This is a genomic window from Ruegeria sp. CDSB113 (genome assembly GCF_059611045.1).
The window spans coordinates 597,653-622,991 of the sequence record NZ_JBXWOU010000001.1 but is presented as its reverse complement, the minus strand read 5'-3'; the positions used below and the strand labels follow the sequence as shown (position 1 = coordinate 622,991).

The following is a 25,339-nucleotide window of genomic DNA, read 5'->3' as shown; positions in this document are numbered from 1 at the left end:
TTCCGACTAAGAGACGCGGACAAATAGACGCCTTTATGTCAGAGCGACCGGAGAGCTTTGGTATTGCAAAGATCCGATCAAAACGTTCCCAGGCTAAAGCCACCACTCACGGAACAATATCACTTTGCAACTGGGGCTCAGATTCGGGAAGTCATGTTTTCCTTACCCTACGTAAATTGACGCAATTTAGCGTCAAAAAAACACATCATGCTTCCATGATGAACATCTGATTTTGAAGGGATGCTTTGAGCACGGCTTGCGCTGTTGTTTCCACTGACAGGGACTCCCGGGCAAGCCTCAAATGCTTTTCAACGGTCGCCGATGTCAGCCCCATCAAAAGCGCTATGTCCTGCGTCGTCTTCCCATCGCCAACCCATTCAAGCGCCTCGCGCTGACGCTTCGTCAGAGCGCGATTGGGGGTGTTGTAGGGCAGGGTGAGAATCTTCAGATGCGCGACATTGTTCATCAACAAGATGTCATCGCCATGTTCCGCCCAGATTGCGTCGACCTCATCCTGACTAGTGTCACCACCAGCCGAAAGAGAGATCGCCCCCTTGGACCGCATCGAAACCGAGGTGAAACTGACAGTGTATCCCGCCACAACGCCTTTTGACCGGTTGAACTCGTAAACCTGGCGTTCCTGGGCGGTCATCGTGCCGTCGGAATTCATATCCTGAATCATTCTCCAACTGGCCGCGCCTTCATTGTGCAGCGCCCATTTCAGCATTGGAGCATGAAAGTACAGCCCGTCGCGCACGAAACCATCGATGTACTCTTTGCCGTGGTTTGTAAGGATGGTGAAGTCTTCGGGGTCACCCAAAGACGTCTCGGTCCTGTAACGCGTATAGCCGTATAGCAGACGGTTGAAACCGAAAATTGCCATCTGGCGGCAATGAGCGTCCCAAAGCTCTTCCAGAGTTTTGACGTAGCTGAGGAAATTCAGATACTCGCCCAGCTTCATACGGACCCCTCGTTTTGCAAATGTGCCGACAGCGCATCCAACGCCATCACATAGCTCTGAAGCCCAAAGCCACAGATCTGTCCCAGCGCAACCGGTGCCACATAGGACTTGTCTCGGAAGGGTTCGCGCGCGTGTATGTTCGACAGGTGAACCTCAACAACCGGCAGTTCGACCGAAGCGATCGCATCCATCAAAGCGACCGATGTGTGTGTATACGCCCCGGCGTTCAGTACGATCCCGTCCTGATTGCCTTTGGCCGCGTGGATCGCGTCGATCAGCACACCTTCGTGATTGGATTGCAGGTGTGATATGTCCAACCCGATTGACGCGCCGTGGCTCACACAGGTTTCTTCGACCATTTTCAGCGTTGTACGGCCATAAACCTCGGGTTGTCGTGTGCCCAGCAAGTTCAGGTTCGGACCGTTCAAAATCAGAACTTTATGCATTCATTCTCCGTCCCATTACTGGTTGATAAACGTGATTAGGCATGGATGTCCACCAACCTGCGCACTCATCAGGCGAGTGTCGCGCATCGGACACCATCAAATCTTGAACTGAGCGTCGAATACCAGTCAGGTTTCGGGCATCGTTATCACAACTTTACCAAGAACGGTGCGGTCGTTCAGTAAAGTCAGTGCCTCGCTTGCATCCGCTAATGGAAACCGCCGACTGATTTGCGGCATTATCTGAGATTTGGCGTATAAGTCGAACAAGTCCCTTATATTTTCGGAGTTTCCTTTGGGGTCACGATAAACCGAAGCCCCCCAGAACACGCCAACGACCTGGCAGCCCTTCAACAATGGTAGATTGAGTGGGATTTTGGGAATACCGGCCGGAAACCCGACAACAAGGAAGCGGCCATTCCACGCCATGCTGCGCAGCGCTGGTTCGGCATAATCTCCACCAACGGCATCATAGACGACGTCCACGCCATTTGCGCCCGCTATAGCCTTGATTTCACCAGAGAATTCCTTTTGCGCATCGCGGTGCATCTTGCGGGAATATACGATTGTGTCGTCCGCCCCGATTTGACGGCAAAAATCCGCCTTTTCCTGAGAAGATACGGCCGCTATGACACGCGCCCCCATCGCCTTGCCCAGCTCAATGGCCGCGCTACCGACACCACCTGCGGCACCCAGCACCAAAAGCGTTTCACCGGGCTGCAACGCGGCTCGATCCTTCAGCGCGTGGTAGGACGTGCCGTAAGTGAAAATGAAACATGCGGCATCTTCGAACGGCATCGACGTTGGAAATTTGACCGCCGAGGCTGCTTTGACCGTCAATTGCGTCGCAAAACCGCCATATCCGGTCAGCGCCAGAACCCTGTCCCCAACCTCGAATCCGGTTACGCCTTCGCCAACGCCCAATACCTCACCTGCGATTTCCCCACCCGGGGCAAATGGTCTGGGTGGCTTAATCTGATACAGGTCCTGGATCATCAACGTATCGGGGAAATTGACGCCGGCTGCTTTGACCCCGACCAGCAACTCTCCCTTTCCTGGCACCGGGTCGGGCAGGGTCGTAAGTTCCAAAGTATCCGGTCCGCCCGGCGCGACGCTGAGTAACGCTTGCATAATGACTGTCTTGTCCTTGTTATTCGGTTGAGAGGAACTTTGGCGCAGCGGTGAATGTTGTCAAGAATTCCGCTGGGTGCAAATCTCGCCGAAAATCGCCACCTGTGCCACAATTCAAAACCGAGGAGCAGACCATGACCCCTGAAACCCTATTTTCGCTGCAGGGAAAAACCGCACTGGTGACAGGTGGTGCCACCGGCATTGGCCGGATGGCTGCGGAATCGCTTGTAAGGGCAGGGGCACGCGTGCTGATCGCATCGCGTAAGGGGGAAGCCTGTGAAGCTGTCGCGGCCGAGCTGAATGCTCTGGACGCGCCCGGCAGCGCCGAAGGTTTCAGCGGCGATGTCGGGACGGAAGAAGGTGTTCTGGCCATGGTCGATGAGGTCAAGAATCGCACGGATAGCCTTGATATCCTGATGAATAATGCTGGCATCTCTTGGGGTTCGCCGCTGGGACAGTTTCCCCATCACGCGTGGGAAAAGGTCAATTCCGTCAACGTCGCTGGTCTGTTCGAACTGACGCAGCGCTTGCTGCCGATGTTGATGAAGTCCGGAACACCTGACGATCCGGCGCGCGTCGTGAACGTTGGATCGGTAATGGGTGAGGTACCGATGGGCGACGGCGCTTACAGCTATTCTGCATCCAAAGCTGCCGTGCTGCACTTGACCAAGATTCTGGCCAAGGAATTGTCGCCCTATCACGTCACTGTGAACGCGCTTGCGCCGGGGCCATTTGTGTCACGGATGACAGCCTTTGCGACGGCAGACGAAGGGACGCGCGAAAAGGTTGGCAAGACGGTACCGCTGGGCCGTGTGGGTCGCGACGAAGATATCGCCGGGTGTATGTTGTTCCTGTGCGGGCGTGGCGGCAGCTATGTGACCGGAGCCGTCATCCCGGTTTCTGGGGGCCTAAACGTGGTGACTGCCGGCAACCTCTTCGCCGAAGCACTATAAGACCGGGGGCATAACTGTTGGAAATGCAAGATAAATCACAACTCGACCTGACGGCTCTTGATGCATATCTAAGCGCAAATCTGGACGGCTATCAGGGCCCGCTGGACGCAACAAAATTCGCCATTGGTCAATCCAACCCAACTTTCGAACTGCGCACACCGTCCAAGACTTATGTGCTGCGTCGTAAGCCGCCGGGCGTTTTGCTGAAATCAGCCCATGCTGTGGAACGCGAGTTTCGCGTTCAAAGTGCACTGGTCGACAGCGCGGTGCCGGTCCCCCGGATGATGCATTTATGTGAGGATGACAACGTCATCGGTTCGGCGTTTTACGTCATGGAGCGGCTGCAGGGGCGTGTATTCTTTGAGCCGACGGTGGATGAGGCTGACAACGCAACTCGCAGTGGTGTTTTCGACGAAATGAACCGCGTTCTGGCCGATTTGCATGAGGTCGATGTGGACGCGGTAGGCCTGTCCGACTATGGCCCGCCGGGCAACTACTTTGAGCGCCAAATTGCCCGATGGACCAAACAATATCGCGCATCCGAGACCACGACCGTCCCCGAGATGGATTCGCTTATCTCCGCGCTTGAAGGGTCTGTTCCGGACGATGACGGGCAGCGAACTTTGGTGCATGGTGATTACCGCATCGACAATCTGATGTTCGAACAGAACGGTTCGCTATGCATTGGCGTTCTGGATTGGGAGTTGTCGACGATCGGGCACCCATACGCGGATCTGGCAGCGGTCATCATGCAGTGGCAACTGCCCCCTGGAAATGAGGGGCGCGGATTGGCAGGCGTCGACCGTCAAGCCCTGGGAATACCGTCGGATCAAGAGTTTATCGGGCGATATTGCCAGCGTCGCGGTTTGCCTGGGATTGAGAATTTCGGGTTCTACCTGGCGTTCAATTTCTTCCGAATGGCCGGAATTCTACAGGGGGTGTATAAGCGCGCTTTGGACGGGAACGCATCTGATCCCAAACGCGCGCAGGTGTTTGGGGCTTATGTATCGGTGTTTGCAAAACACGGGCTTGCCGCGCTGGATTCGTAGTTCGGGTGTCAGCCCGGCGCTTTGGAAAGCTCTAGCTTCAGATTGCCCAGGCTATTCTTGCCAAAAAACATCTCGGTGCCCACAAACATTGTGGGCACTCCGAATACGCCTCGTTTTACGGCGGCCTTGGATTGCTCTTTGAGCCGCTGCTTTACCTCAGCACCCGTCATGGCCTCGCGGATCTTGCGCGCGGGAAGATTGTTTTCCTGCATGATATCCATCAGCACACCCAGTTCATCAACTTTCTGGCCATGGACCCAAATCGCATCAAATATCGCGTTTATGTATTTGGATTCCCAGGATTTACCGGAGGCAAATACAGCACCGCGCATGGCAAATTTTGTGTTCACCGGGAAATGCGGACTCATATGAAAGCTCAATCCGCGTCTGCGAGCAAAGCGATGAAGATCATGGGTCAAATAGGCTGTTTTCTGGCGGTTTTCCGAAAATGCCTCGAACGGGTTCTGATTATGCGTCGCCTTGAATATCGTGGGCAGTAACACGGGCACATAGCTTACCCGCATGCCATTTCGGTCCGCCAGTTTGGGCAAGACCTTATGGGCTAGAAATGCGTTTGGGCTGCAAAAATCGAAAATGAAATCTATGGTCTGTGTCATTGTCTAAACTCCGATACGACGATCTGTGAAATGAACTCTGAACCACCAGACGAATCTGTAACGCGTCCAGTGTACAGGCGGGAAGGCCGGCGCGCACTGGCCGTTGGTCACGATGTGGGAAATCAGGAATTCCTCTATTAATTCAGTGCGTCACCGGCCAAGATCAACAAAACCGCCGAGGAGGTTCGAGAAACCCATGCGCAACCAGACCACCCTTGATCCCGCCCGCCTGAATCGCATACGGGACTGGATGCAGCGCTATGTCGATGAGCGCAAATACGCGGGCAGTTCATTACTATTGACCCACCACGGGTCCGAGGCGTTTTTTCACGCCTGTGGCCTCAGAAATGTCGAGAAGGACCTGCCGTTTCAGCGCGATACGCTCGTTCGGATCTATTCTATGACGAAACCCATCACCTCGGTCGCGGTGATGATGCTGGCCGAGCGTGGGTTGTTCCACCTCGACGCGCCACTCTCTGAATTCCTGCCTGAATTTGCTTCCGTGCTGGCTCTTGTGCCCGGGGCGGAGAGGCTGGATCAAACCGAAGATGCTCCATCCCCGACACTGCATCAGCTTCTGACCCATACAAGCGGATTCAGTTATCCGTTCAATCCCGGTGTTCTCCCGGCAGCAATGGATGCACGGAAGCTAATTTTTAGCCCAAATCAAGGGCCTTTGAAGGACAGGATCAGCGCACTGGCACAACTGCCATTGGCATTCCAGCCCGGAACCCGTTGGGAATATTCAGTTTCCACTGATGTGTTGGGCCGCGTGGTCGAGGTTGTGTCCGGCAAATCCTTGGATCAGTTCTTCGAGCAAGAGATCTTTGAGCCGCTTGGGCTGGCCGAGACCGGATTTTCTGTACCCAAAGGGGCAGGGGATCGGTTCGCGTCTCTCTATACGCCGCTGGCCGGGGACGCGATGGCGCTGAATTCAGCCGAGACCGGCGAGGACACCCTGCGATTGACAGACGAGGCAGGCGCATCCCCTTTTGAAATGGCGACGACCTTTTCGGGCGGTGGCGGTTTGGTCAGCACGATCGACGACTACGTCAAATTCACCGAGATGATGCGAAATCGGGGGCAGGGCAACGGCCACCGCTTGCTGGGTTCAAAGACAGTCGATTTCATGCTGCAAAACCACTTGCCGGGCGATATCGCCTCGATGGGCCCGCAAAGCTTTGCCGAGCAACCGATGGAAGGCATGGGATTTGGTCTGGCCGGGTCTGTCATCATCAACCCTGGCAGAACCCGAACACCTGGGTCATTAGGTGATTTTAGTTGGGGCGGTATGGCTTCGACATTCTTCTGGATTGACCGCAGCGACGATCTGTCGGCCGTATTCTTCACCCAATTGTCGCCGTCCAGTTCTTACCCGTCCCGATCCGAGCTAAAGGCGCTGGTAATGGGCGCGTTGGTTGATTGACCCGGATGGCGCTGATACGCCTTTTTCATAGCCAACCGGAGAGTCGCCAATGACCGAAGCAGAACGTGTCCTTCTTGACCTTTTGAACCTCGAGAGGCTCGAAGTTGGCCTGTTCCGAGGCACCGGGTCAGGCGGTGAGACTCCTACGCGTATCTTTGGCGGGCAGGTGGTGTCGCAGGCTCTGGCGGCGGCGTACCGTACTGTGGATGATCGGCTGTGCCATTCGCTGCATGCGTATTTTATTCGCCCGGGAGATCCATCTATTCCTGTTATTTATCAAGTTGATAGAGCCCGGGATGGAGGTTCATTTACCACACGGCGCGTGGTCGCGATCCAGCATGGCAAACAGATCTTGAACGTATCGGCCTCGTTCCACATTCAGGATGAAGGCTGGGATCATCACCATGAGATGCCCCAGATGGAGGACCCGGAAAGTTATCCGTCGCGCACTGAACTGCGCAAGAAATACGTGGATTTGGTACCCAAACACATGCGTGGTGAGCTGACACGCGAACGGCCGATCGAGGTCCGTGAGGCCAGCCATCTTGATCCGTTCCATCCTGAAAAATCGGACGATCGAAATCAGGTCTGGTTCCGCATGCCCGGCGCAGCGGGGGCGGATTCTGCCACACAGCAATTGCTGCTGACTTACGCGTCAGACATGTATCTGATGGGATCAGGTATGCGACCGCATGGCCTCAGCTGGTTTACGGGGCAGGTCAATGGGGCCAGCCTGGATCACGCCATGTGGTTCCACGCGCCGATCCATTTTGAAAACTGGCATCTGTATTCGATGGATTCGCCCTGGAGCGGGCGAGGGCGTAACTTCAACCGAGGATCGATCTATGCACAAGACGGCACTTTGGTTGCGTCGGTCACGCAGGAAGGCCTGATGCGCAAAGCCCAGAAGAAATTTTAATCATCGTCCGTAAACTGTTGATTTAACTTGTTCATGCCCCTGAGCCAGCTGTCGTAATCGCTGGATTTGTGCCGAATGTAGTCCAACACTTTCGAATGCGGAAGCACCAGAAACTGTTCGAGCTCAATGGCTTCGACACAGGCCTGGGCCACGTCTTCAGGCTCTAGCATACCATCGATTGACGCTACCGAATCCTCAAAGCCGCGTGTCATTTCGGACCGAACCGCTTGCGGACATAGAACGGACACGCGCAAGCCTTTGTGGCTGTATGTCAGCGACAGCCATTCTGCAAAGCCCACGGCGGCGTGTTTAGAAACACCGTATGGCGCAGCGCCAGGCTGGTTCAAAAGTCCGGCCGCCGAGGCCGTTGTAATGATGTAGCCACCGCCGCGCGCGATCATACGCGGAACCAGATGACGTGCGGTCCAGACATGCGACATGACGTTGATCTTCCAGATCCGGTCCCAGTCTTCGTCCGGAACGTCCAGGCCACCAAGGGTCAGGATACCAGCATTTGCACAGAACAGGTCAATCGGGCCAAACTCATCTTCGACGTGATCGATCAACGCTTTGATACTGGCTTCGTCTGAAACATCGCATGTAACCGCGCGTCCGTTGATATCCGTGGCCACGGTATGCGCGGCTTTGGTGTCTATGTCTGCGCATACGACCGTTGCACCTTCGCGCGCGAACCGGGTTGCCAGACCTTTACCGATACCGTTGGCTGCACCGGTGACCACCACAGTCTTGCCATTCAAGTTCATCAGGGGCTCCGAATTGGACGATTTGAAAGGCATCGTAAGGCATTGGCAATTTTGGGAAAACCGGAAATTGCCAATGCTGTGATTTTACCATAATACCGATTATGCGGTATTTAGAATATCCTAGTAGAAGGCCTGAAGTCCGGTCTGTGCCCGTCCCAAAATCAACGCATGAACGTCGTGCGTGCCCTCATAGGTGTTCACAGTTTCCAGATTGACCATGTGGCGGATAACCTGGAATTCCAGTGAGATGCCATTGCCACCGTGCATGTCGCGGGCCATCCGTGCGATGTCCAACGCTTTGCCGCAGTTGTTTCGCTTAACGATCGAGATCATTTCGGGCGCTGCTTCGGCCTGATCCATCAAACGGCCTACGCGCAGGCTGGCTTGCAGGCCCAGGGCGATCTCGGTTTGCATATCAGCCAGTTTGCGTTGGAACAGTTGCGTCTGCGCCAGCGGCTTGTTGAATTGTTTGCGGTCCAGACCATATTGACGAGCACCGTGCCAACAGCTTTCAGCGGCGCCCATGACGCCCCAGCTGATCCCGTAGCGCGCACGGTTCAAACAGCCAAACGGACCTTTCAAACCCTGAACATGCGGCAGCAAGGCGCCCTCGTCCACTTCGACGCCGTCTAGAACGATCTCACCCGTAATCGATGCCCGCAGGCTCATCTTGTTCTGAATTTTGGGCGCGCTCAAACCTTTGAGACCCTTGTCCAAAACAAAGCCACGGATCTTGCCGTCATGAGCATCGGACTTGGCCCACACCACAAAGACGTCTGCGATGGGTGAATTTGAGATCCACATCTTGCTGCCGGTCAGCCGATAACCACTGTCGATCTTTTCAGCGCGGGTTTTCATGCCGGCCGGGTCCGAGCCGGCATCAGGTTCTGTCAGACCAAAGCAACCGATCCATTCGCCACTGGCCAGTTTTGGAAGGTACTTCCGGCGCTGTTCTTCGCTGCCATAGGCATAGATCGGGTACATCACCAATGAGCTTTGTACCGACATCATCGAGCGATAGCCGGAATCCACACGCTCAACCTCGCGCGCGACCAGGCCGTAAGACACATAGCCGCCACCAAGACCGCCATATTCTTCGGGGATCGTGGTGCCCAAAAGGCCCATTTCACCCATTTCGCGGAAGATTTCCGGGTCCGTTTCCTCGTTCTGGAAGGCTTCCAGAACCCGTGGTTGCAGCTTTTCCTGACAATATGCCTGCGCACTCGCGGCGATCATGCGCTCATCTTCTGTTAGCTGATCCGCCAGACGAAATGGATCGTCCCACGAGAACGCCCCCATGTCAGGTGCATCTTTGGCGCGCAATGTCGGTTTGGTGTTCGGGGCGTTCATTTTGGTTCTCCGCTAGTCGGCTTTGTCGCAAAATACCCTGCCGTAACCGCAAATAACAGCTACAGTTTTGCAACGAACCATGAGTAAACCGCATAGAATAGGGCAGTGCGCCCTGCCCCGTGTTTTTACCCCAGCGCATACCCTGCGCCGCGAACCGTACGCACGGGATCTTCACCACCATGCTGTGTCAGCGCCTTGCGCAAGCGGCCGATGTGAACGTCAACCGTTCTGGTATCGACGTAGATATCGCGCCCCCAGACCCGGTCCAACAACTGTTCGCGGCTCCAGACACGACCCGGTTTTTCCATGAACGTGCTCAACAGACGAAACTCGGTCGGGCCCAGTTTCAGCGGCTTGCTGTTGCGGCTGACCTTATGTGTCTCGGAATCCAGAATGATATCCGCAAATTCAAGCTTGATACCGACCGTCGCCGGGCGAACACGGCGCAACTGTGTGCGCACGCGCGCCATAAGCTCGACAACCGAATACGGCTTGACCACATAGTCATCCGCCCCGGTTTCCAGCCCGCGCACCTTGTCGACCTCTTCCGACCGGGCTGAAAGCATGATGATGGGGATCGATCGTGTATCCGGGCGCGTTTTAAGGCGGCGGCACACTTCGATCCCGCTGAGGTTGGGCATCATCCAGTCCAGAACGATGATGTCAGGGTTGTCTTCATCAACTAGCAGCAATGCCTCGTCGCCATTGGCTGCTTTGGATACACGAAACCCTTCTGCTTCGAGGTTGTAAGCCAGCACTTCACGCTGGGCCAGTTCATCCTCAACAACCAGTACCGTAGGCTGATCAGCGGACATAATCGTTGCCTCCTAGGCGGTTTGCGAGGTGGTATCGGCTTTGGGACGTGCTTCCGACGGCCGTTCCCCAGTCACCAGATAAACCACCTGTTCAGCGATGGCTGTAACGTGATCGCCCATCCGTTCAATGTTCTTTGCGATGAAATGCAGGTGCATGCACGACGAGATGTTGCGGGGATCTTCAGCCATGAAGGTCAGAAACTCGCGGAATAGGCCGTTATACATCTGGTCTACTTCTTCATCCCGCTGGATCACGTCAGCGGCCAATTCGGCGTCACGTTGAATATAAGCGTCCAACGCGTCGCGCAGCATCCGCTCAACCTCGCGCGCCATACGGCGCAGGGCCGCGGCACTGCCGTTGATCTCGCCGGCGTCGACAAGAACCGTGGTACGTTTGGCAATGTTTTTGGAATAGTCGCCGATACGTTCCAGGTTGGCCGAGACCTTCAGAACAGACAGAACCAGACGCAGGTCGCTCGCTGTGGGTGCCCGCAGCGCAATCACCCGCGCGGTTTCTTCGTTGATCAGATCCTCAAGCGCATCAATGGCTTTGTCGCCCTGACGCACCTCTTGGGCCAATTCGACATCCCGGGTTTCAAGCGAGCGCGCGGCGTTCATGATCGCGGCCTCGACCAGACCGCCCATCTTCATGATATGGGCCTGAACCGCTTCAAGGTCGCGGTCGAATGCGGATGCAATATGTTGTTCGGTCATGTTCAAATACCTGTCCTCAGCCGATACGGCCGGTGATGTAGCTTTCCGTGCGGGGGTCTTCGGGGTTGGTAAATATCTGGCCGGTTTCGCCGAATTCAACCAGATTACCCAAATGGAAGAACGCCGTTTTCTGGCTGACCCGCGCGGCCTGTTGCATTGAGTGTGTCACGATTACCACCGAATAGCGCGAGCGCAGTTCGTCAATCAGTTCCTCGACCTGGGCTGTGGCAATCGGGTCCAACGCCGAGCAAGGCTCATCCATTAGCAAAACCTCAGGTTCCGTTGCCACGGCACGGGCAATGCACAGTCGCTGCTGCTGACCACCGGACAGGCCTGTACCGGGGGCGTCCAGGCGGTCTTTGACTTCATCCCAGATCGCAGCGCGACGCAGAGATTTCTCAACGATATCATCCAGTTCTGATTTGTTCTTTGCGAGGCCATGGATGCGCGGGCCATAGGCCACGTTGTCATAGATCGATTTGGGGAACGGGTTGGGTTTTTGAAACACCATTCCGACCTTGGCACGCAGCTGCACCGGGTCGACGCGCTTGTCGTAAATGTCTTCGCCGTCCAGCAGGATATCGCCCTCGACCCGGCAGATGTCGATGGTGTCGTTCATCCGGTTGAGGCAGCGCAGAAATGTGGACTTGCCGCAGCCCGATGGGCCGATAAAGGCCGTTACGGTCTTGTCCTCGATTTGGACATCCACGTCTTTGATGGCGTGCGTGTCGCCGTAATAAACCTGAACGTTGTTGGCGGCGATCTTGATGGCTTTGGAGTCCACGGTTCTCTCCACTCGTGTCATATCATTCATAATAGCCCCCATTTACCAGCGGCGTTCAAAGCGGCGGCGCAGAAGTACCGCAATGGTGTTCATTGTAACGAGGAAGATCAACAGGATGATGATGCCCCCCCATGCACGTTCATAAAAGGCCGGGTCGGCGCGCTTGGACCATTCATAGATCTGCGCCGGCATGGCCGAGTTGGGCGACAGGAAACCCGCAACAATTCCGTCGGGCGGGTTTGAGGCGATAAAGCCCACCATACCGATCAGCAGCAGCGGTGCGGTTTCCCCCAACGCCTGCGCCAGACCAATGATGGTACCGGTCAGAATACCGGGTGCGGCCAGCGGCAGAACATGGTGGAACACCGCCTGCATTTTCGAGGCCCCTACCCCAAGCGCCGCATCACGGATCGACGGCGGAACCGCCTTCAACGATGCGCGGGTCGAGATGATGATCGTCGGCAGCGTCATCAGTGTCAGCACCAGACCACCCACCAGCGGGGCTGACGTCGGGAGGTGCATGTAGTTGATGAACACAGCCAGACCCAAAATACCGAACACGATCGATGGCACCGCGGCCAGGTTCGAGATGTTGACCTCGATGATGTCGGTCAGCCGGTTCTGTGGCGCGAATTCTTCAAGATAAATCGAAGCCGCCACACCGATGGGCAAGGCAAGCGCCAGAACCACCAACATCATGAACAATGAACCCAACATGGAGACACCGATCCCAGCCGCTTCGGGCCGTTGGTCAGAGGCATCTGCACCGAGAATGAAATCGGGGTTAAACGCCTTATACAGCACGCCCGCATCGCGCAGCTGATCAACGAAATCCAACTGCTCGACCGAAATGCTCTTGTCGTTGGCAATCGACTCGCGGGTCACGCGGCCTTTCATGTATCCATCGACACGGCTGTTGACCAAAAAGCGGAAGCTGACGGTATTGCCGATCTCATCTGGGTTGGCGATCACATAGTTCCGCAACTCGGCCTGTGCTGCTTTAGACAGGATCTTACCCATTGCCTTGGGTTTCAGGTCTGTTTGGATGCCCAGCTTTTCGACTTCGCTTTCCAACGCAGACGCGATGAGAGGGGCATAGCCAAAGGTCGAAACCTTCTTGATATCCTCGATATTGCGGTTGCCCTTCTTGTCCAGCTTGTCAGCCTTCAGTTCGACATTCAGTTCAAGAAAGCTTTGCTGAAATGCGCCGGTTCCGGCAGTGACGATATTGGTCACCAGCACAATCAGCATCAGCAAGCCGATCCCAATGGCGGCGATGCCGTACATTTTGAACCGGCTTTCAGCCGCATTGCGCCGTTTCGTGCGCGCATCCTTTTCGAACAGCGAACCACCCTTGGGCTTCGCGGTCGGAGCAGCGTCAGGCGTTTGGGAAATATCGGTCATTCGTACTGCTCCCGGTATTTGCGTACGATGTAGAGGGCGAAGATGTTCAGCCCCAGTGTGATGATGAACAAGGTCAGACCCAGCGCAAAGGCCACCAGCGTTTCGGGGCTGGCAAAATCGGTATCGCCGGTCAGCTGGCTGACAATCCGCGTGGTGATGGTTGTCATCGCCTCGAACGGGTTGCCCGAGAATTTGGCGATCGCACCGGCGGCCATCACAACGATCATCGTTTCACCAATGGCGCGGCTTGCGGCAAGAAGGATCGCGCCGACAATACCGGGCAGCGCGGCCGGTAGGACCACGTTGCGCACGGTTTCCGAATGCGTCGCACCCAGACCCAGCGAGCCGTCGCGCATGGTTTGTGGCACCGCGTTGATAATGTCGTCCGACAGTGACGAGACAAACGGGATCAGCATGATCCCCATAACCAACCCGGCAGTCAGAACCGCATTTGAGCTGGCCATCCAACCCACACCCAGCATGCCACCGTCGCCGAACATCGACACCAACGCCGGACCCACAGTCAGCAGAGCAAACAGACCGTAAACGATGGTCGGAATACCGGCGAGGATTTCCAGCAGTGGTTTGGCAATGGACCGCGTCACACCCGAGGCATACTCGGACAGATAGATCGCGGCAAACAGCCCAATCGGGACCGCCACAAGCAGCGCGATCACTGAAATGTACAGCGTGCCCCACAACAACGGCAGGATCGACAGCTCACTGCCACCGCGGAAGTTCGGTGCCCATGTGCTGCCGAAGAAGAAGTCCTTCCACGAATGCAGCTGAAAGAAGTTCATCGTCTCAAACAGCATCGACAGAACAATGCCGATGGTTGTCAGGATCGCGATTGACGCGGCCAGCAATAGCAGGGCCAGAACCCCCTGCTCTACCACGTTTCGGGCCCTAAATTCCTTGTGCGTACGCACATAGGCAAAAGCAGCACCAAGCAGCGCCAACGCCAACACCACGACCTGCATCGCAACGGTCCCTGTGGACGTCATGCTGCGGAACTTCTGTGCTGCGATCAAAATCGGCTGCGTGACGTCCTGCGTCAGAACCTGGCCTGCGTCTTTCAGCGTTTTAGTCAGCGCTTCAATATCCGCATTGCCGTTTCGGGCTTGAGTTTCGGTCATCGCACCGCTGGCGACAGCGCCGTCCAGGCCGTAGGCGACACGGCGCACTTCGCTCATGATCAGGCCGCGATCCGACCCTTCGGGCACTGCCTGATCGGGAATAAGGCCGGATACCGTGCTGTTTACGATCATCGGTTGGGCAAGAAGCCAGACGATCAACACCCCAACTGCGGGGACCAGAGCCGTCAACGCAACGTTGTAACCGTAGTAAGACGGTAAAGAATGCAAATCGCGGACGTTACCACCCGCACTTGCCAAAGCGCGGGACCGACCCGCAAAAAATCCGATCACTGCCAGCGCAAGCAGGATAAGCAACAGCCAGGATAACGCCATGAGAACTCCGTGGGGATGGCAGAGATGGAGTCAAAAAGAACCGGGGCGTGGAAAACCGCCCCGGTTCCGTTCGTATGTGTGATTAGGAACCGCTGCCCAGCGTGGTTTCGTTGGCAACCGCTTCCTGTACATTGACCAGTTCAGGGTCGGATACCAGGCCGTATTCTGCCAGCGGACCGTCAGGACCTGCGATCTCGTCAGCGACGAAGAACTCAGCGTATTCTTTCAGGCCGGGGATCACGCCGATATGGGCTTTCTTCACGTAGAAGAACAGCGGACGCGAAACCGGATATTCGCCGGTTGCAATCGACTCGGTCGAAGGAACAACGTCAGACATGGTTGCGACTTGCAGCTTGTCGGTGTTGTTCTCGTAGAACGCCAGACCAAAGACGCCGATGCCGTCTTTGTTGCTGTCGATGCGCGCCAGAGTTTCAGTGTAGTCACCGTCAATGTCGACCGAAACGCCGTCTGTACGCAGAGCGATACAGGCTTTCTCGGCAGCTTTCTTGTCGTCGCCATTGGCCGCCTTGTAGACGTCGAAGTCGCCCAGATGCTCACAACCCGCCAGGATCACTTTGTCCTCGAACACTTCACGTGTGCCGTGCTTGGTGCCCGGGATGAAGGCTGCGATAGGCTGCGCCGGGAACGCGGGGTTCACGTCGGCCCAGGTTTTGTTCGGGTTGTTGACCAGCTCACCGTCGACAACGATCTGTGCGGACAGGGCTTTGTACCAGTCTTCCGGCGTGAACTCGAACGAGTTGCCGTTGATGTCGGATGCGAAGACGATGCCGTCATAACCGATCTGAACTTCGATGATGTCGGTCACGCCGTTTTCAGCGCAGGCTTTGATTTCTTTTTCACGGATCTGGCGCGATGCGTTCGCAACGTCGATGGTGTTTTCGCCAACACCTTCACAGAAACGTTTCAGACCTGCCGAGGAACCACCCGATTCAACAACCGGTGTCGGGAAGTCAAAATTCTCACCGAAGGCTTCTGCTACAATCGAGGCGTATGGCAACACGGTTGAAGAACCCGCAACCTGAACCTGATCACGAGCGGCGGCCGCGGTGGCCGATACAGCAGCAATGGTAAGCGCCGAAGCCGACAGTTTTACAAAGGACATTTCAGTCTCCCTGAAAAGATAAATTGTGATCACCCCATGATGATCTGCGCGAACTCCTAAAAGCCGTGCGTAAGCCTTTTGTGACAAGTACGTAACGGTTTTATGACACGTAACGATTTTCTTAAGTTTTCTTAACTGGTCGGCGCGGAATACCGCGCGCGTCTGAAATCAACCTGCGTCAGAGGTAGAATATTGGCGCGGCAAAATCACTGTAAATACAGAGCCTTTGCCCAGGTCGCTTTCGACCCGCAACCGCCCCCTGTGGCGGTTTACAATATGTTTTACAATCGCAAGGCCCAGCCCCGTACCGCCCAGCTCGCGGGATCTGTGACTATCGGCGCGATAGAATCGCTCAGTCAGGCGCGGCAGATGCACAGCATCAATTCCCGGGCCCTTGTCTGCGATCTGTACCCGAACCGCAGGGCCGCGCATGGCGGTGTCGCGCTCGGATGCCTGAATGCGCACATCAACACTACCGCCGCTGCCACCATATTTGATGGCGTTCTCGATCAGGTTCGTGAACACTTGGCGCAGTTGGTCGCTGTCTCCCGTCACCGAGATTGGCCCCGAAGACGTATCCAGTGTCAGGTCCACATTTGCAGCCTCGGCCAGAGGACGCAGCGTTGTCAGCGTAGATTGCAGCAGGCCCGTCAGATCAAGCTGCTCCCTGGGGCGAACCCGCTCTTCGCTCTCGACCCGGTTCAAAGATAGCAGATCGCCGACCAGCCGGTTCATCCGATTGGCTTCGTCGGTCATGATCTGCAGAAACCGCTCACGGGCGGCTGCATCGTCTCGCGCTGGACCACGCAAAGTTTCTATGAATCCCATCAGAGCGGTCAGAGGCGTACGCAGTTCGTGGCTGACATTTGCCACGAAGTCGCGTCTCATTTGTCCGGCCTGTTCCAGATGCGTGACGTCCTGGAAAACGACCATCACGGCACCACCATCCACCGCGCCCACACCGTTCATGTAACGGCATTGCACTTCGAAAGTGGTGTCTTGAGCACCATCATTGGACAAATGACGCGTTTTGGACGAGCCCTTGCTGCGCAGGCTCTGCTCTATCGCGTCGATAACTTGTGGTTGCCGAAGGATCGTCGCGAAATGACGGCCTTCAATGTTTTGACCCAGCATTGTTCTGGCTTCGGTGTTGGCCGTTATGATGCGCTCGGTCTGATCAACCATAAGCGTGGGCATCGGAATGGCCGACACAATTTCAGCAAGCAGGTCGTTTGGCATTTCCGTCACTCTTGATGCGTTTGGAATCAACCTAGGACACAGGTTTCAAAGTTTTGCGAAACTGGCGCATGTTCTGCTGATAATGCAGCGCACTGAAGGTGATTTTTTGCGCCGCAGCCTCATCCAGTTCCCGCACAACTTTGCCCGGCGACCCCATGACCAGAGAGTTATCGGGTATCTCCTTGCCTTCCGTAATCAGGGCGCCGGCACCGATCAGGCAGTTTTTTCCAATCTTCGCCCCATTCAGGACAATCGCGCCCATCCCGATCAGCGTGTTTTCCCCGATCGTGCAGCCATGCAGCATGACCTTGTGTCCGATGGTGCAGTTCTTACCAATGGTCAGCGGATACCCGGCGTCGATATGCATGACGCAGTTTTCCTGGACGTTGCTGCCCTCGCCCACCCTGATCTCTTCGTGGTCGGCGCGGATGGTGCAGCCGAACCAGACCGAGGCACCCTGTTCCAGAACGACTTTCCCAATCAGGTTTGCGTCCGGCGCAACCCAGGTGTCTTCATGGATTTGCGGCACGTGGTCACCCAAAGCGTAAATGGTCATGCCAAGCCCTCAAATTCGTTTTGCAGCGTGCGGACATGGTTCTGTAGGCTGGGCTGCTGGATGCGGCGCATGCGTTCGGCGCTGACGATGGTTTTCAGCTTCTCTTCGGTAGCATCCAGATCGTCATTGATCAGAACATAGTCATAATAGCCCCAGTGGCTGATCTCATCCCAACTTTTCAGCATTCGTTTTGCGATCACGTCTTCACTGTCCTGACCGCGGCTTTCCAGCCTGCGGCGCAGCTCGGGGATAGACGGCGGCAGGATAAAGATAGACAAAGCGTGCTTGCCCAAATCCGAATTGCGGATTTGAACCTCGCCCTGCCAGTCCACGTCAAACAGAACGTCTTTGCCATTGTTAATGGACTCGCGCACCGGACCCGCAGGTGAGCCATAGAAATTCCCGAACACGTGCGCATGTTCCAGCATTTGCCCCTCAGACACTTGCTGCCGGAACCCATCCTCACTCAGGAAGTAATACTCGCGCCCTTCTTGCTCCCCCGAACGTGGCGCGCGGGTGGTGGCCGAGACCGAAAACTCCAGCTCAGAATCCCACTGCATCAGCCGTTTCGCCAAGGTCGATTTACCGGCCCCCGAAGGCGAGGACAGAATAATTAATAGGCCGCGTCGATCCGCCATTTGGGCGCTCCTGTGGTTATTCTACGTTCTGCACTTGCTCGCGCATCTGATCTATTACGGCCTTCAACTCAAGACCCACAGCAGTCAGATCCGCGCTTTGCGCCTTTGAGCACAGAGTATTAGCCTCACGGTTGAACTCCTGCATTAGGAAATCCAGCTTGCGCCCGACCGCCGCATCCTGCGCCAGCAGATCGCGGGCTGCCACGACATGTGCTTTCAGGCGATCAATCTCTTCGGTGATGTCCGCCTTGACGGCAATCAGCGCCAGTTCCTGAGCAACGCGGTCCGGATCAGCCCCCTGCGCGTTGTCCATTACCCGCGCCAGATTATCCCGCAGCGCCTCGGCCATCTTGTCCTTGCGCTGCTCTGCCAGCTCTGCCGCCTGGACCGTCAATGAAGCAACCTGGCCTAGTTGATCATCCAGAACAGTTGCCAGCGCCCGCCCCTCAGACTGGCGCATTTCTATGAATTCACTCAAAAGGTCACTGAACTCTGTCGTCAATTGGCCAACCAACGGGCCTGGGTCATCCCCATCACTGCCCGCATCCAACATACCCTTGAGCGAGACCAGATCAGCGGCCGTCGAGGGCCCAAGGGTTACGTCCCGCGCAATGGCCATTTCCTGCGTTCGCACCACAGCCTCAAGAACGGCAACCATCGCAGCTTCGTTCAGGACCAGGTCTGCCTGCGTCTCATCTCGGCTGAGGCGCAAGGACAATGTCACATTGCCCCGGCTTAGTTTTTTTGACAGGGCGGCGCGCAACGCAGCCTCAAGCCCGGTCAACCAATCAGGAACACGCAGGCGCATGTCCAGCCCCTTGCCGTTCACGCTGCGCAACTCCCACGTCCAGCTATGCGGCCCAAACGCCCCTTTGCCCGAGGCGAAACCCGTCATGGATTTAATCATGCCTGCCCTTTCCATAGCTGCCTGTTTTCAGTTTGCTGGGCGCACCTAATGCGAACTGCGCGCACAGGGCAAGAGTTTGCTGACTCTGCCTTTGTCCGCCAGTCGTTAACCATTCGTTAAAGTTTTACTCCAAAATTGAATCAACCTGCGTCAGTCTTACACCTGCGAACACCGGTCTCGGATAGAGGCCCCAGTAGTTCGCATTTTAAGAAAATGACGGTCGATAGGCGCCAGGGTGATAATGATGAAGACCTTTTTCGGGAACGGTTTCGGGTCAAGTTTTGGAAAGATCGTCGCTATGGATCGTTTTGACAGCGGGCGCAGCCTTTCGCCCATCCGGCAGGCCGAGGCGTATTGGACGGCACTTTTGACAGGTGACGGGGTCCCCATGCGGTCGCACATCGACCCGCGCGGGCTTGAGAACATTTTGGAATACACTTTCGTTCTGGAACGCATCGCCCCCGGGCTTACCCGGTTCCGTCTGGCCGGGAGGCATCTGAACCAACTGGCCGGGATGGAAGTGCGCGGCATGCCGCTGACCTCTTTCTTTGAGCCCGGCGCGCGAGACCAGATCAAAACCGTGTCGGAGCAGGTATTTGCACAGCCAGCTATTGCCAATCTGACCCTGGGTTCATCGGGCCGGTTGGGGCGTGTTCAATTACATGCCCGCATGCTTCTATTGCCGCTGAAAAGTGATCTGGGTGATGTCAGCCGCATTCTGGGCGTAATGGTCAGCGACGGCGTAATCGGTGCAACACCCCGACGGTTCACAATCTCTGAAACCAGCTTGCGCCCGGTGTCGGATGTGCAGGTTCCTCAACAACCGTCGGAAACGGTTGAGGCGGGCTTCGCTGAAGATCAGCAAAGGTTTGATCGTCCCGGCGCCCATCTGAGGCTGGTTGTGTCGCGCGACGACTAAGTCGCAAACAAAAAAAAGGCGGGCCCTTGCAGCCCGCCTTTTCCGTTGATTTTCAATAACCTTAACCGGCTGCGCGGTTCTTGCGGTCGCGGCGCAGGTTGGTCAGTTCTTCTGCGACCAGGAATGCCAGTTCCAAGGACTGCGATGCGTTCAGGCGTGGATCGCACGCTGTGTGGTAACGATCTGACAGGTCCTCTTCGGTCACCGCGCGCACGCCACCAGTGCATTCGGTGACGTCCAGACCGGTCATCTCGAAATGCACACCGCCGGGAACCGTGCCTTCGGCCTGATGAACGCCAAAGAAGTCACGTACCTCACGCAGGACCGAGTCGAACGGACGGGTTTTGTACCCGGTTGCCGACTTGATGGTATTGCCATGCATCGGGTCGCAAACCCAGGTGACGTTGGCACCCTCTTCCTTCACGGCCTTGACCAGACGCGGCAGGTGCTCACCTACGTTGCCAGCTCCAAATCGGGCGATCAGGGTCAGACGGCCCTCTTCGTTTTGCGGGTTCAGCTTGGCCATCAGAACCTTGAGGTCCTCGGCTGTCGTGGTCGGGCCACATTTCAGACCAATCGGGTTCAATACACCGCTGCAGAATTCGACATGCGCACCGTCTGGCTGACGCGTGCGATCGCCGATCCAGATCATGTGGCCGGACCCTGCCAACCAGTTGCCAGACGTCGAATCGAGACGGGTCAGCGATTCTTCATATTCAAGCAACAGGCCTTCATGACTTGTGTAGAATTCCACGGTCGAAAACTCATGCGAAGTCTCCGCTGTGAATCCAGCCGCATTCATAAAATCTATCGTGTCCTGAATACGGTCGGCGAGTTCCGAGTATTTCTGAACGTCCTGTTCATCCGTGAAACCCAGTGTCCACGAATGCACCATGCTCATATCGGCGAATCCGCCGGTCGAAAATGCGCGCAACAGGTTCAGAGTAGCGGCAGCCTGCGTGTAGGCCTGCAGCATTTTTCCAGGATTCGGGATGCGGGCTTCGGGGGTGAATGCCAGTTCGTTGATGATGTCACCGCGATAGCTGGGCAGCTCAACACCTCCCAAAACCTCAGTCGGCGCGCTGCGCGGCTTGGCAAACTGGCCCGCCATGCGGCCCACTTTGACCACGGGCACTTTGGCACCATAGGTCAGTACCATCGCCATCTGCAGCATCACCTTAAAGGTGTCACGAATTGCATCCGCGCTGAATTGTTCAAAGCTTTCAGCACAATCCCCGCCCTGCAACAGGAAAGCCTCGCCGCGACCGGCCGCACCCAGATGTTGCTTGAGACGCCGTGCTTCGCCGGCAAAGACCAATGGGGGATACTGCGAAAGCTGAGCCTCGACTTTGGCCAACGCGGCCGCATCGATATAGTCTGGCATCTGAACCCGGGGCTTGTTGCGCCAGTTCGTTTTTTGCCATTCGGTCATAGCTTTGATCTCCGCTGAAGTAGTCAGGTCGTCTCTATACAAAATGCATTGAAGACTGACCATATCCCTTTTGCGCCTCTTGACGGGGGAAACAACCTTTGATCATGGTGGCTGGCAACAACGACGCCGGACGCGACGTAACAACGCGCCGAATCAAGGACACCAAGCCATGCAAGAGCAACGCCAAGTTGTCACAGTGGAAGGCGCTGAGGCCAATCCTCGGCATTTCGTATTTGTCCTTTTGGACAAGTTTTCCCTGCTGTCTTTTGCCTCGGCACTGGACAGCCTGCGGATTGCCAACCGCATGGCAGACAAAGAACTCTACACATGGACCCTGGCTGGTGAAGGTGGTGATACGGTCAGCTGTTCTGCCGGAACCACCTTTAGCGTTGAAACCGACTTGGTCGAACTGCAACGCGATGACGTGGTCTTGATCTGCGGCGGCGTCGACGTGCAACTGGCGACAACAAAGAAAGTGCTGAACTGGGTCCGCCGTGAAGCGCGGCGCGGTTTGCGCATCGGCGGTCTGTGTACAGCAGCCTTTACGTTGGCCAAAGCCGGGTTGCTGGACGGCAAACGCGCCACGATCCACTGGGAGAATTCGGACAGTTTTATCGAAGAGTTCGACGTGGTCGAGCTTACCAAATCGGTTTTCCAGATCGACGGTAATCGGATGACGACTGCGGGCGGCACGTCTTCTATTGACCTGATGCTCAAGATCATTGCGGATGATTATGGTGAGGATCTTGCGAACGCCGTGGCGGATCAGATGATCTATTCCTCGATCCGCACCGACCAGGATACGCAGCGCCTGTCGACGCCAACCCGAATTGGTGTGCGTCATCCAAAGTTGAGCCAGGTCATCCTGATGATGGAAAAGAACATCGAAGAGCCGATCTCACCCTCGATTCTGGCCAAGGATGTCGGCATGTCCACGCGCCAGCTGGAACGCCTGTTCCGTCGTTACCTCAGCCGCTCGCCCAAGCGATACTATATGGAACTGCGCCTACACAAAGCGCGCAACCTGCTGATGCAGACAGATATGAGCGTGATCAACGTGGCTCTGGCTTGCGGCTTTGCCTCGCCAAGCCATTTCTCAAAATGCTACCGGGCCCATTACAACACTACGCCTTACCGTGAGCGTGGTGCTCAAAGCGGGCGGCTTTCGGTCTGATCCGCGCCTATTTGGGGGTCATGCGATAGATGGCTCCCTGTCCCACCGAAATGAACCAGATCGCCCCATCCGGGGCTTCGACGATGTCCCGAACACGCTCGGTTTCCGGCCCTTTGATCTGTTCGACCTCGCGCAGCGGTGTTCCTTCAAGGCGCAAGATGTAGTCAAACTTGAGCGAACCGACAAAGATATCGCCCCGCCACTCTGGCCATAGCTTGCCGGAATAGACCAGCAAACCGGACGGGGCGATGGACGGATCCCAATAGAGTTCAGGCTGTTCCATACCGGGTTTCGAAGTGCCCTCACCGATCTTCTGCCCCGAATAATGGACGCCATAGGATATCACCGGCCAGCCGAAATTCCGCCCCGGTTGGATCAGGTTCACTTCATCCCCGCCCTGCGCGCCATGCTCTGAAATCCACAAGCGTCCTTGCCTGTCCAACCCAGCGCCCTGCGGGTTGCGATGACCAAATGACCAAATCTCGGGTCGAATACCGGCTTGCCCGACAAAAGGATTGTCGGCGGGCACCGAACCATCCCGATTGATACGAATGACGGTCCCCATGTGGTTTGACCTGTCCTGCGCTGACGGGCGGTCGCCGCGATCGCCTATTGTCACGAACAGCGTTCCGTCCTGCGCCTCGACCACGCGCGAGCCAAAGTGTCGGCTGGTCGAACCTCCGGGAACCGCTTCGAAAACGATCCGCACGTTGTCCAAACGGCCCCCGTTTTCCGACAGGCGCGCCACGGCCACGGCCGTTCCCGCCCCGCCGCTTTGGGGCTTGGAGAAGGTGAGAAACACTTCGCGGGTCTGTGCAAAATCCCGTGCCACGGTGATATCGAGCAACCCGCCCTGCCCGTTCGCAGCCACCTTGGGCACCCCGGCAATGCGTTTGACCTCGCCTTGCGAGACAAACAAAAGCTCGCCGTCCCGTTCGGTCACCAATGTGCCGCCCCCGGGCAGTAATCCGATGGCCCAAGGTGCATCCAACCCGGTGACCATCGCCGTGACCTGAACCGTCCCGGCTGAGGTTTGAAGGGTATCGGCGCTGATGGGGCCGGCAAAAACCGACAGAACCAGAATCGCGGCAGCCCTAATCATGAGAATCTCCAACTCTGGCAAAACGTGACAAACTCATCAAAACAAATAGGTTTATTCTTGGTAAAAACACATTTGCGTTAGGACTTTTCTTTTCCAGACAGCTTGCCTAGGGTCTTGCCCAGAACGAATACGTTCCAATTAGGGAGTAACCATATGAAAAAGCTGCTTACTGCAACTGCAGCATCCGCTTTGCTGGCCGGTCCGGCCCTGGCCGAAGACGTCACTTTGGGCGTTCTGTTCGGCTTTACCGGCCCGATTGAATCGCTGGCACCGGCAATGGGTTCAGGCGCCGAAATGGCGATGGCCGAAGTCACCGAATCCGGCAAACTGCTGGACGGCTCAAAAGTCACCGCTTCGCGCGCTGACACCGGCTGTATCGACAACGGTCTGGCGACATCGAACGGCGAACGCATGATCGCGGACGGCGTTGCCGGTATTGTCGGCGGCGACTGCTCGGGCGTGACCGGCGCGATCCTGCAAAACGTTGCGATCCCGAATGGCATGGTCATGATCTCGCCGTCGGCGACGTCTCCGGGCCTTTCGACCATGGAAGACAATGGTCTGTTCTTCCGCACCGCCCCGTCGGATGCGCGTGAAGGTCAGATCATGGCCGATATCCTGAAAGACCGGGGTATCAACTCGATCGCTCTGACCTATACCAACAACGATTTTGGTAAAGGTCTGGCCGACGCGATCCAGTCGTCGTTCGAAGCTGCCGGTGGCGAAATCACCATCGTAGCCGCCCACGAAGATGGCAAGGCTGACTATTCGGCTGAAGTTGGCGCGCTGGCCTCGGCTGGCGGGGACATTCTGGTCGTTGCCGGCTATCTGGACCAGGGCGGTCTGGGCATCATCCAGTCCTCGCTGGACAGCGGCGCGTTTGACACGTTCGGTCTGCCAGGTGGCATGATCGGCGACTCGCTGCCTGAAAACGTGGGCCCGGATCTGAACGGTTCGTTCGGTCAGATCGCAGGTTCCGGCGGCGAAGGGGCTGAAAAGTACTTTGCCATGGCCGAAGCCGCGGGATTTGACGGATCTTCGCCCTACTCGCCTGAATCCTATGATGCAGCCGCGCTGTTCATGCTGGCGATGCAGGCGGCAGGCTCGACCAACCCAGCTGAATACGGCGCCAAGATCATGGACGTCGCCAACGCTCCGGGTGAGAAAATCTATCCCGGTGAGCTGGCCAAAGGTCTGGAACTGCTGGCCGCAGGTCAGGAGATCGACTATGTCGGCGCATCGGGCGTTGAGCTGATCGGCCCCGGTGAAAGCGCGGGTTCGTATCGCGAAATCGAGGTAATCGACGGGAAGAACGAGACCGTCAAGTTCCGTTGATCTTGCCTCAATCGTCATAAAATCAAGCAGCCCGGGCCTTGTGTCCGGGCTGTTTCAATGAAAAAAGGCCGCACCTCTTCTTTGAAGGACGGGGAAGCAGAAACACCGACAACGG

25 protein-coding genes are annotated in these 25,339 nt (G+C 56.4%); 7 read left to right on the top strand and 18 right to left on the bottom strand.

Annotated elements, in window-relative coordinates; all coding sequences use genetic code 11:
• Positions 1–205 precede the first annotated feature (205 nt).
• The 3 genes from AC2FIS_RS03135 to AC2FIS_RS03125 form a co-directional block, all read right to left on the bottom strand.
• Positions 206–961, bottom strand: a complete 756-nt coding sequence (locus tag AC2FIS_RS03135; protein ID WP_496771924.1) for a LuxR family transcriptional regulator — start codon at positions 959–961, stop codon at positions 206–208.
• Positions 958–1,407 (bottom strand): type II 3-dehydroquinate dehydratase, encoded by a 450-nt coding sequence (aroQ, locus tag AC2FIS_RS03130; RefSeq protein WP_496771923.1) that lies wholly within the window; start codon positions 1,405–1,407, stop codon positions 958–960. Before aroQ ends, AC2FIS_RS03135 begins: the two co-directional genes overlap by 4 nt.
• Positions 1,408–1,533: 126 nt before the next feature.
• The gene (locus AC2FIS_RS03125; RefSeq protein ID WP_496771922.1) at positions 1,534–2,535 is read right to left on the bottom strand and encodes an NADPH:quinone oxidoreductase family protein; all 1,002 of its coding nucleotides are present in this window, start codon (positions 2,533–2,535) and stop codon (positions 1,534–1,536) included.
• A 134-nt stretch (positions 2,536–2,669) separates the two neighbouring features.
• Here AC2FIS_RS03125 and AC2FIS_RS03120 point away from each other — a divergent pair, with 134 nt between their 5' ends.
• Both AC2FIS_RS03120 and AC2FIS_RS03115 read left to right on the top strand, forming a co-directional pair.
• Positions 2,670–3,488: an SDR family oxidoreductase gene (locus AC2FIS_RS03120; RefSeq protein WP_496771921.1), complete on the top strand. Its 819-nt coding sequence runs from the start codon at positions 2,670–2,672 to the stop codon at positions 3,486–3,488.
• 23 nt (positions 3,489–3,511) lie between these two features.
• Entirely contained in the window at positions 3,512–4,537 is a 1,026-nt protein-coding gene (locus AC2FIS_RS03115; RefSeq protein ID WP_496771920.1) for a phosphotransferase family protein, read from the top strand.
• An 8-nt stretch (positions 4,538–4,545) separates the two neighbouring features.
• Here the strand turns inward: AC2FIS_RS03115 and AC2FIS_RS03110 are convergent, their stop codons facing one another.
• Positions 4,546–5,154 (bottom strand): 2-hydroxychromene-2-carboxylate isomerase, encoded by a 609-nt coding sequence (locus AC2FIS_RS03110; RefSeq protein ID WP_496771919.1) that lies wholly within the window; start codon positions 5,152–5,154, stop codon positions 4,546–4,548.
• Between the two features lie 196 nt (positions 5,155–5,350).
• Between AC2FIS_RS03110 and AC2FIS_RS03105 the strand changes: the two genes are divergently transcribed.
• The gene (locus tag AC2FIS_RS03105; RefSeq protein WP_496771918.1) at positions 5,351–6,580 is read left to right on the top strand and encodes a serine hydrolase domain-containing protein; all 1,230 of its coding nucleotides are present in this window, start codon (positions 5,351–5,353) and stop codon (positions 6,578–6,580) included.
• Positions 6,581–6,629: 49 nt separating this feature from the next.
• Positions 6,630–7,499: an acyl-CoA thioesterase gene (locus AC2FIS_RS03100; RefSeq protein ID WP_496771917.1), complete on the top strand. Its 870-nt coding sequence runs from the start codon at positions 6,630–6,632 to the stop codon at positions 7,497–7,499.
• Here the strand turns inward: AC2FIS_RS03100 and AC2FIS_RS03095 are convergent.
• The 12 genes from AC2FIS_RS03095 to AC2FIS_RS03040 form a co-directional block, all read right to left on the bottom strand.
• On the bottom strand, positions 7,496–8,263 hold the full coding sequence (locus tag AC2FIS_RS03095) for an SDR family oxidoreductase (protein ID WP_496771916.1): 768 nt from the start codon (positions 8,261–8,263) through the stop codon (positions 7,496–7,498). The genes AC2FIS_RS03100 and AC2FIS_RS03095 overlap by 4 nt on opposite strands.
• A gap of 120 nt (positions 8,264–8,383) precedes the next feature.
• A complete protein-coding gene (locus AC2FIS_RS03090) occupies positions 8,384–9,613 on the bottom strand; it encodes an acyl-CoA dehydrogenase (RefSeq protein WP_282168311.1) in 1,230 nt (409 codons plus the stop codon).
• Positions 9,614–9,738: 125 nt separating this feature from the next.
• Positions 9,739–10,428 carry a phosphate regulon transcriptional regulator PhoB gene (gene phoB / locus AC2FIS_RS03085; protein WP_058277939.1) on the bottom strand — a complete coding sequence of 230 codons (690 nt, stop codon included), beginning with the start codon at positions 10,426–10,428 and terminating at the stop codon, positions 9,739–9,741.
• A gap of 12 nt (positions 10,429–10,440) precedes the next feature.
• Positions 10,441–11,142, bottom strand: coding sequence for a phosphate signaling complex protein PhoU (gene phoU, locus AC2FIS_RS03080; RefSeq protein ID WP_058271623.1), 702 nt, complete (start codon positions 11,140–11,142; stop codon positions 10,441–10,443).
• 16 nt (positions 11,143–11,158) lie between these two features.
• Entirely contained in the window at positions 11,159–11,956 is a 798-nt protein-coding gene (pstB, locus tag AC2FIS_RS03075; RefSeq protein WP_058271912.1) for a phosphate ABC transporter ATP-binding protein PstB, read from the bottom strand.
• A gap of 12 nt (positions 11,957–11,968) precedes the next feature.
• Positions 11,969–13,330, bottom strand: coding sequence for a phosphate ABC transporter permease PstA (pstA, locus tag AC2FIS_RS03070; RefSeq protein ID WP_496771915.1), 1,362 nt, complete (start codon positions 13,328–13,330; stop codon positions 11,969–11,971).
• Positions 13,327–14,799 carry a phosphate ABC transporter permease subunit PstC gene (gene pstC / locus AC2FIS_RS03065; RefSeq protein ID WP_496771914.1) on the bottom strand — a complete coding sequence of 491 codons (1,473 nt, stop codon included), beginning with the start codon at positions 14,797–14,799 and terminating at the stop codon, positions 13,327–13,329. Before pstC ends, pstA begins: the two co-directional genes overlap by 4 nt.
• Positions 14,800–14,881: 82 nt before the next feature.
• On the bottom strand, positions 14,882–15,922 hold the full coding sequence (locus AC2FIS_RS03060) for a substrate-binding domain-containing protein (protein ID WP_496721814.1): 1,041 nt from the start codon (positions 15,920–15,922) through the stop codon (positions 14,882–14,884).
• A gap of 168 nt (positions 15,923–16,090) precedes the next feature.
• Positions 16,091–17,161 (bottom strand): ATP-binding protein, encoded by a 1,071-nt coding sequence (locus AC2FIS_RS03055; protein ID WP_496771913.1) that lies wholly within the window; start codon positions 17,159–17,161, stop codon positions 16,091–16,093.
• 31 nt (positions 17,162–17,192) lie between these two features.
• Positions 17,193–17,717 carry a gamma carbonic anhydrase family protein gene (locus AC2FIS_RS03050; RefSeq protein ID WP_496754046.1) on the bottom strand — a complete coding sequence of 175 codons (525 nt, stop codon included), beginning with the start codon at positions 17,715–17,717 and terminating at the stop codon, positions 17,193–17,195.
• Positions 17,714–18,355: a guanylate kinase gene (gmk, locus tag AC2FIS_RS03045; RefSeq protein ID WP_496771912.1), complete on the bottom strand. Its 642-nt coding sequence runs from the start codon at positions 18,353–18,355 to the stop codon at positions 17,714–17,716. Before gmk ends, AC2FIS_RS03050 begins: the two co-directional genes overlap by 4 nt.
• 16 nt (positions 18,356–18,371) lie before the next feature.
• Positions 18,372–19,262: a YicC/YloC family endoribonuclease gene (locus AC2FIS_RS03040; protein WP_496771911.1), complete on the bottom strand. Its 891-nt coding sequence runs from the start codon at positions 19,260–19,262 to the stop codon at positions 18,372–18,374.
• A gap of 244 nt (positions 19,263–19,506) precedes the next feature.
• Here AC2FIS_RS03040 and AC2FIS_RS03035 point away from each other — a divergent pair, with 244 nt between their 5' ends.
• Positions 19,507–20,181 carry a PAS domain-containing protein gene (locus AC2FIS_RS03035; protein WP_108859075.1) on the top strand — a complete coding sequence of 225 codons (675 nt, stop codon included), beginning with the start codon at positions 19,507–19,509 and terminating at the stop codon, positions 20,179–20,181.
• Between the two features lie 61 nt (positions 20,182–20,242).
• Here AC2FIS_RS03035 and AC2FIS_RS03030 read toward each other — a convergent pair whose 3' ends face one another.
• Complete coding sequence (locus AC2FIS_RS03030) at positions 20,243–21,613, bottom strand: class II 3-deoxy-7-phosphoheptulonate synthase (RefSeq protein ID WP_496771910.1); 1,371 nt, start codon at positions 21,611–21,613, stop codon at positions 20,243–20,245.
• A gap of 169 nt (positions 21,614–21,782) precedes the next feature.
• On the opposite strand from AC2FIS_RS03030, the gene AC2FIS_RS03025 reads away from it, so the two are divergent.
• A complete protein-coding gene (locus AC2FIS_RS03025; protein ID WP_496771909.1) occupies positions 21,783–22,787 on the top strand; it encodes a GlxA family transcriptional regulator in 1,005 nt (334 codons plus the stop codon).
• Positions 22,788–22,794: 7 nt separating this feature from the next.
• Here AC2FIS_RS03025 and AC2FIS_RS03020 read toward each other — a convergent pair whose 3' ends face one another.
• Complete coding sequence (locus tag AC2FIS_RS03020) at positions 22,795–23,889, bottom strand: PQQ-dependent sugar dehydrogenase (protein ID WP_496771908.1); 1,095 nt, start codon at positions 23,887–23,889, stop codon at positions 22,795–22,797.
• Between the two features lie 153 nt (positions 23,890–24,042).
• Here AC2FIS_RS03020 and AC2FIS_RS03015 point away from each other — a divergent pair, with 153 nt between their 5' ends.
• The gene (locus AC2FIS_RS03015; protein WP_496771907.1) at positions 24,043–25,224 is read left to right on the top strand and encodes an ABC transporter substrate-binding protein; all 1,182 of its coding nucleotides are present in this window, start codon (positions 24,043–24,045) and stop codon (positions 25,222–25,224) included.
• The last annotated feature ends 115 nt before the right edge of the window (positions 25,225–25,339 follow it).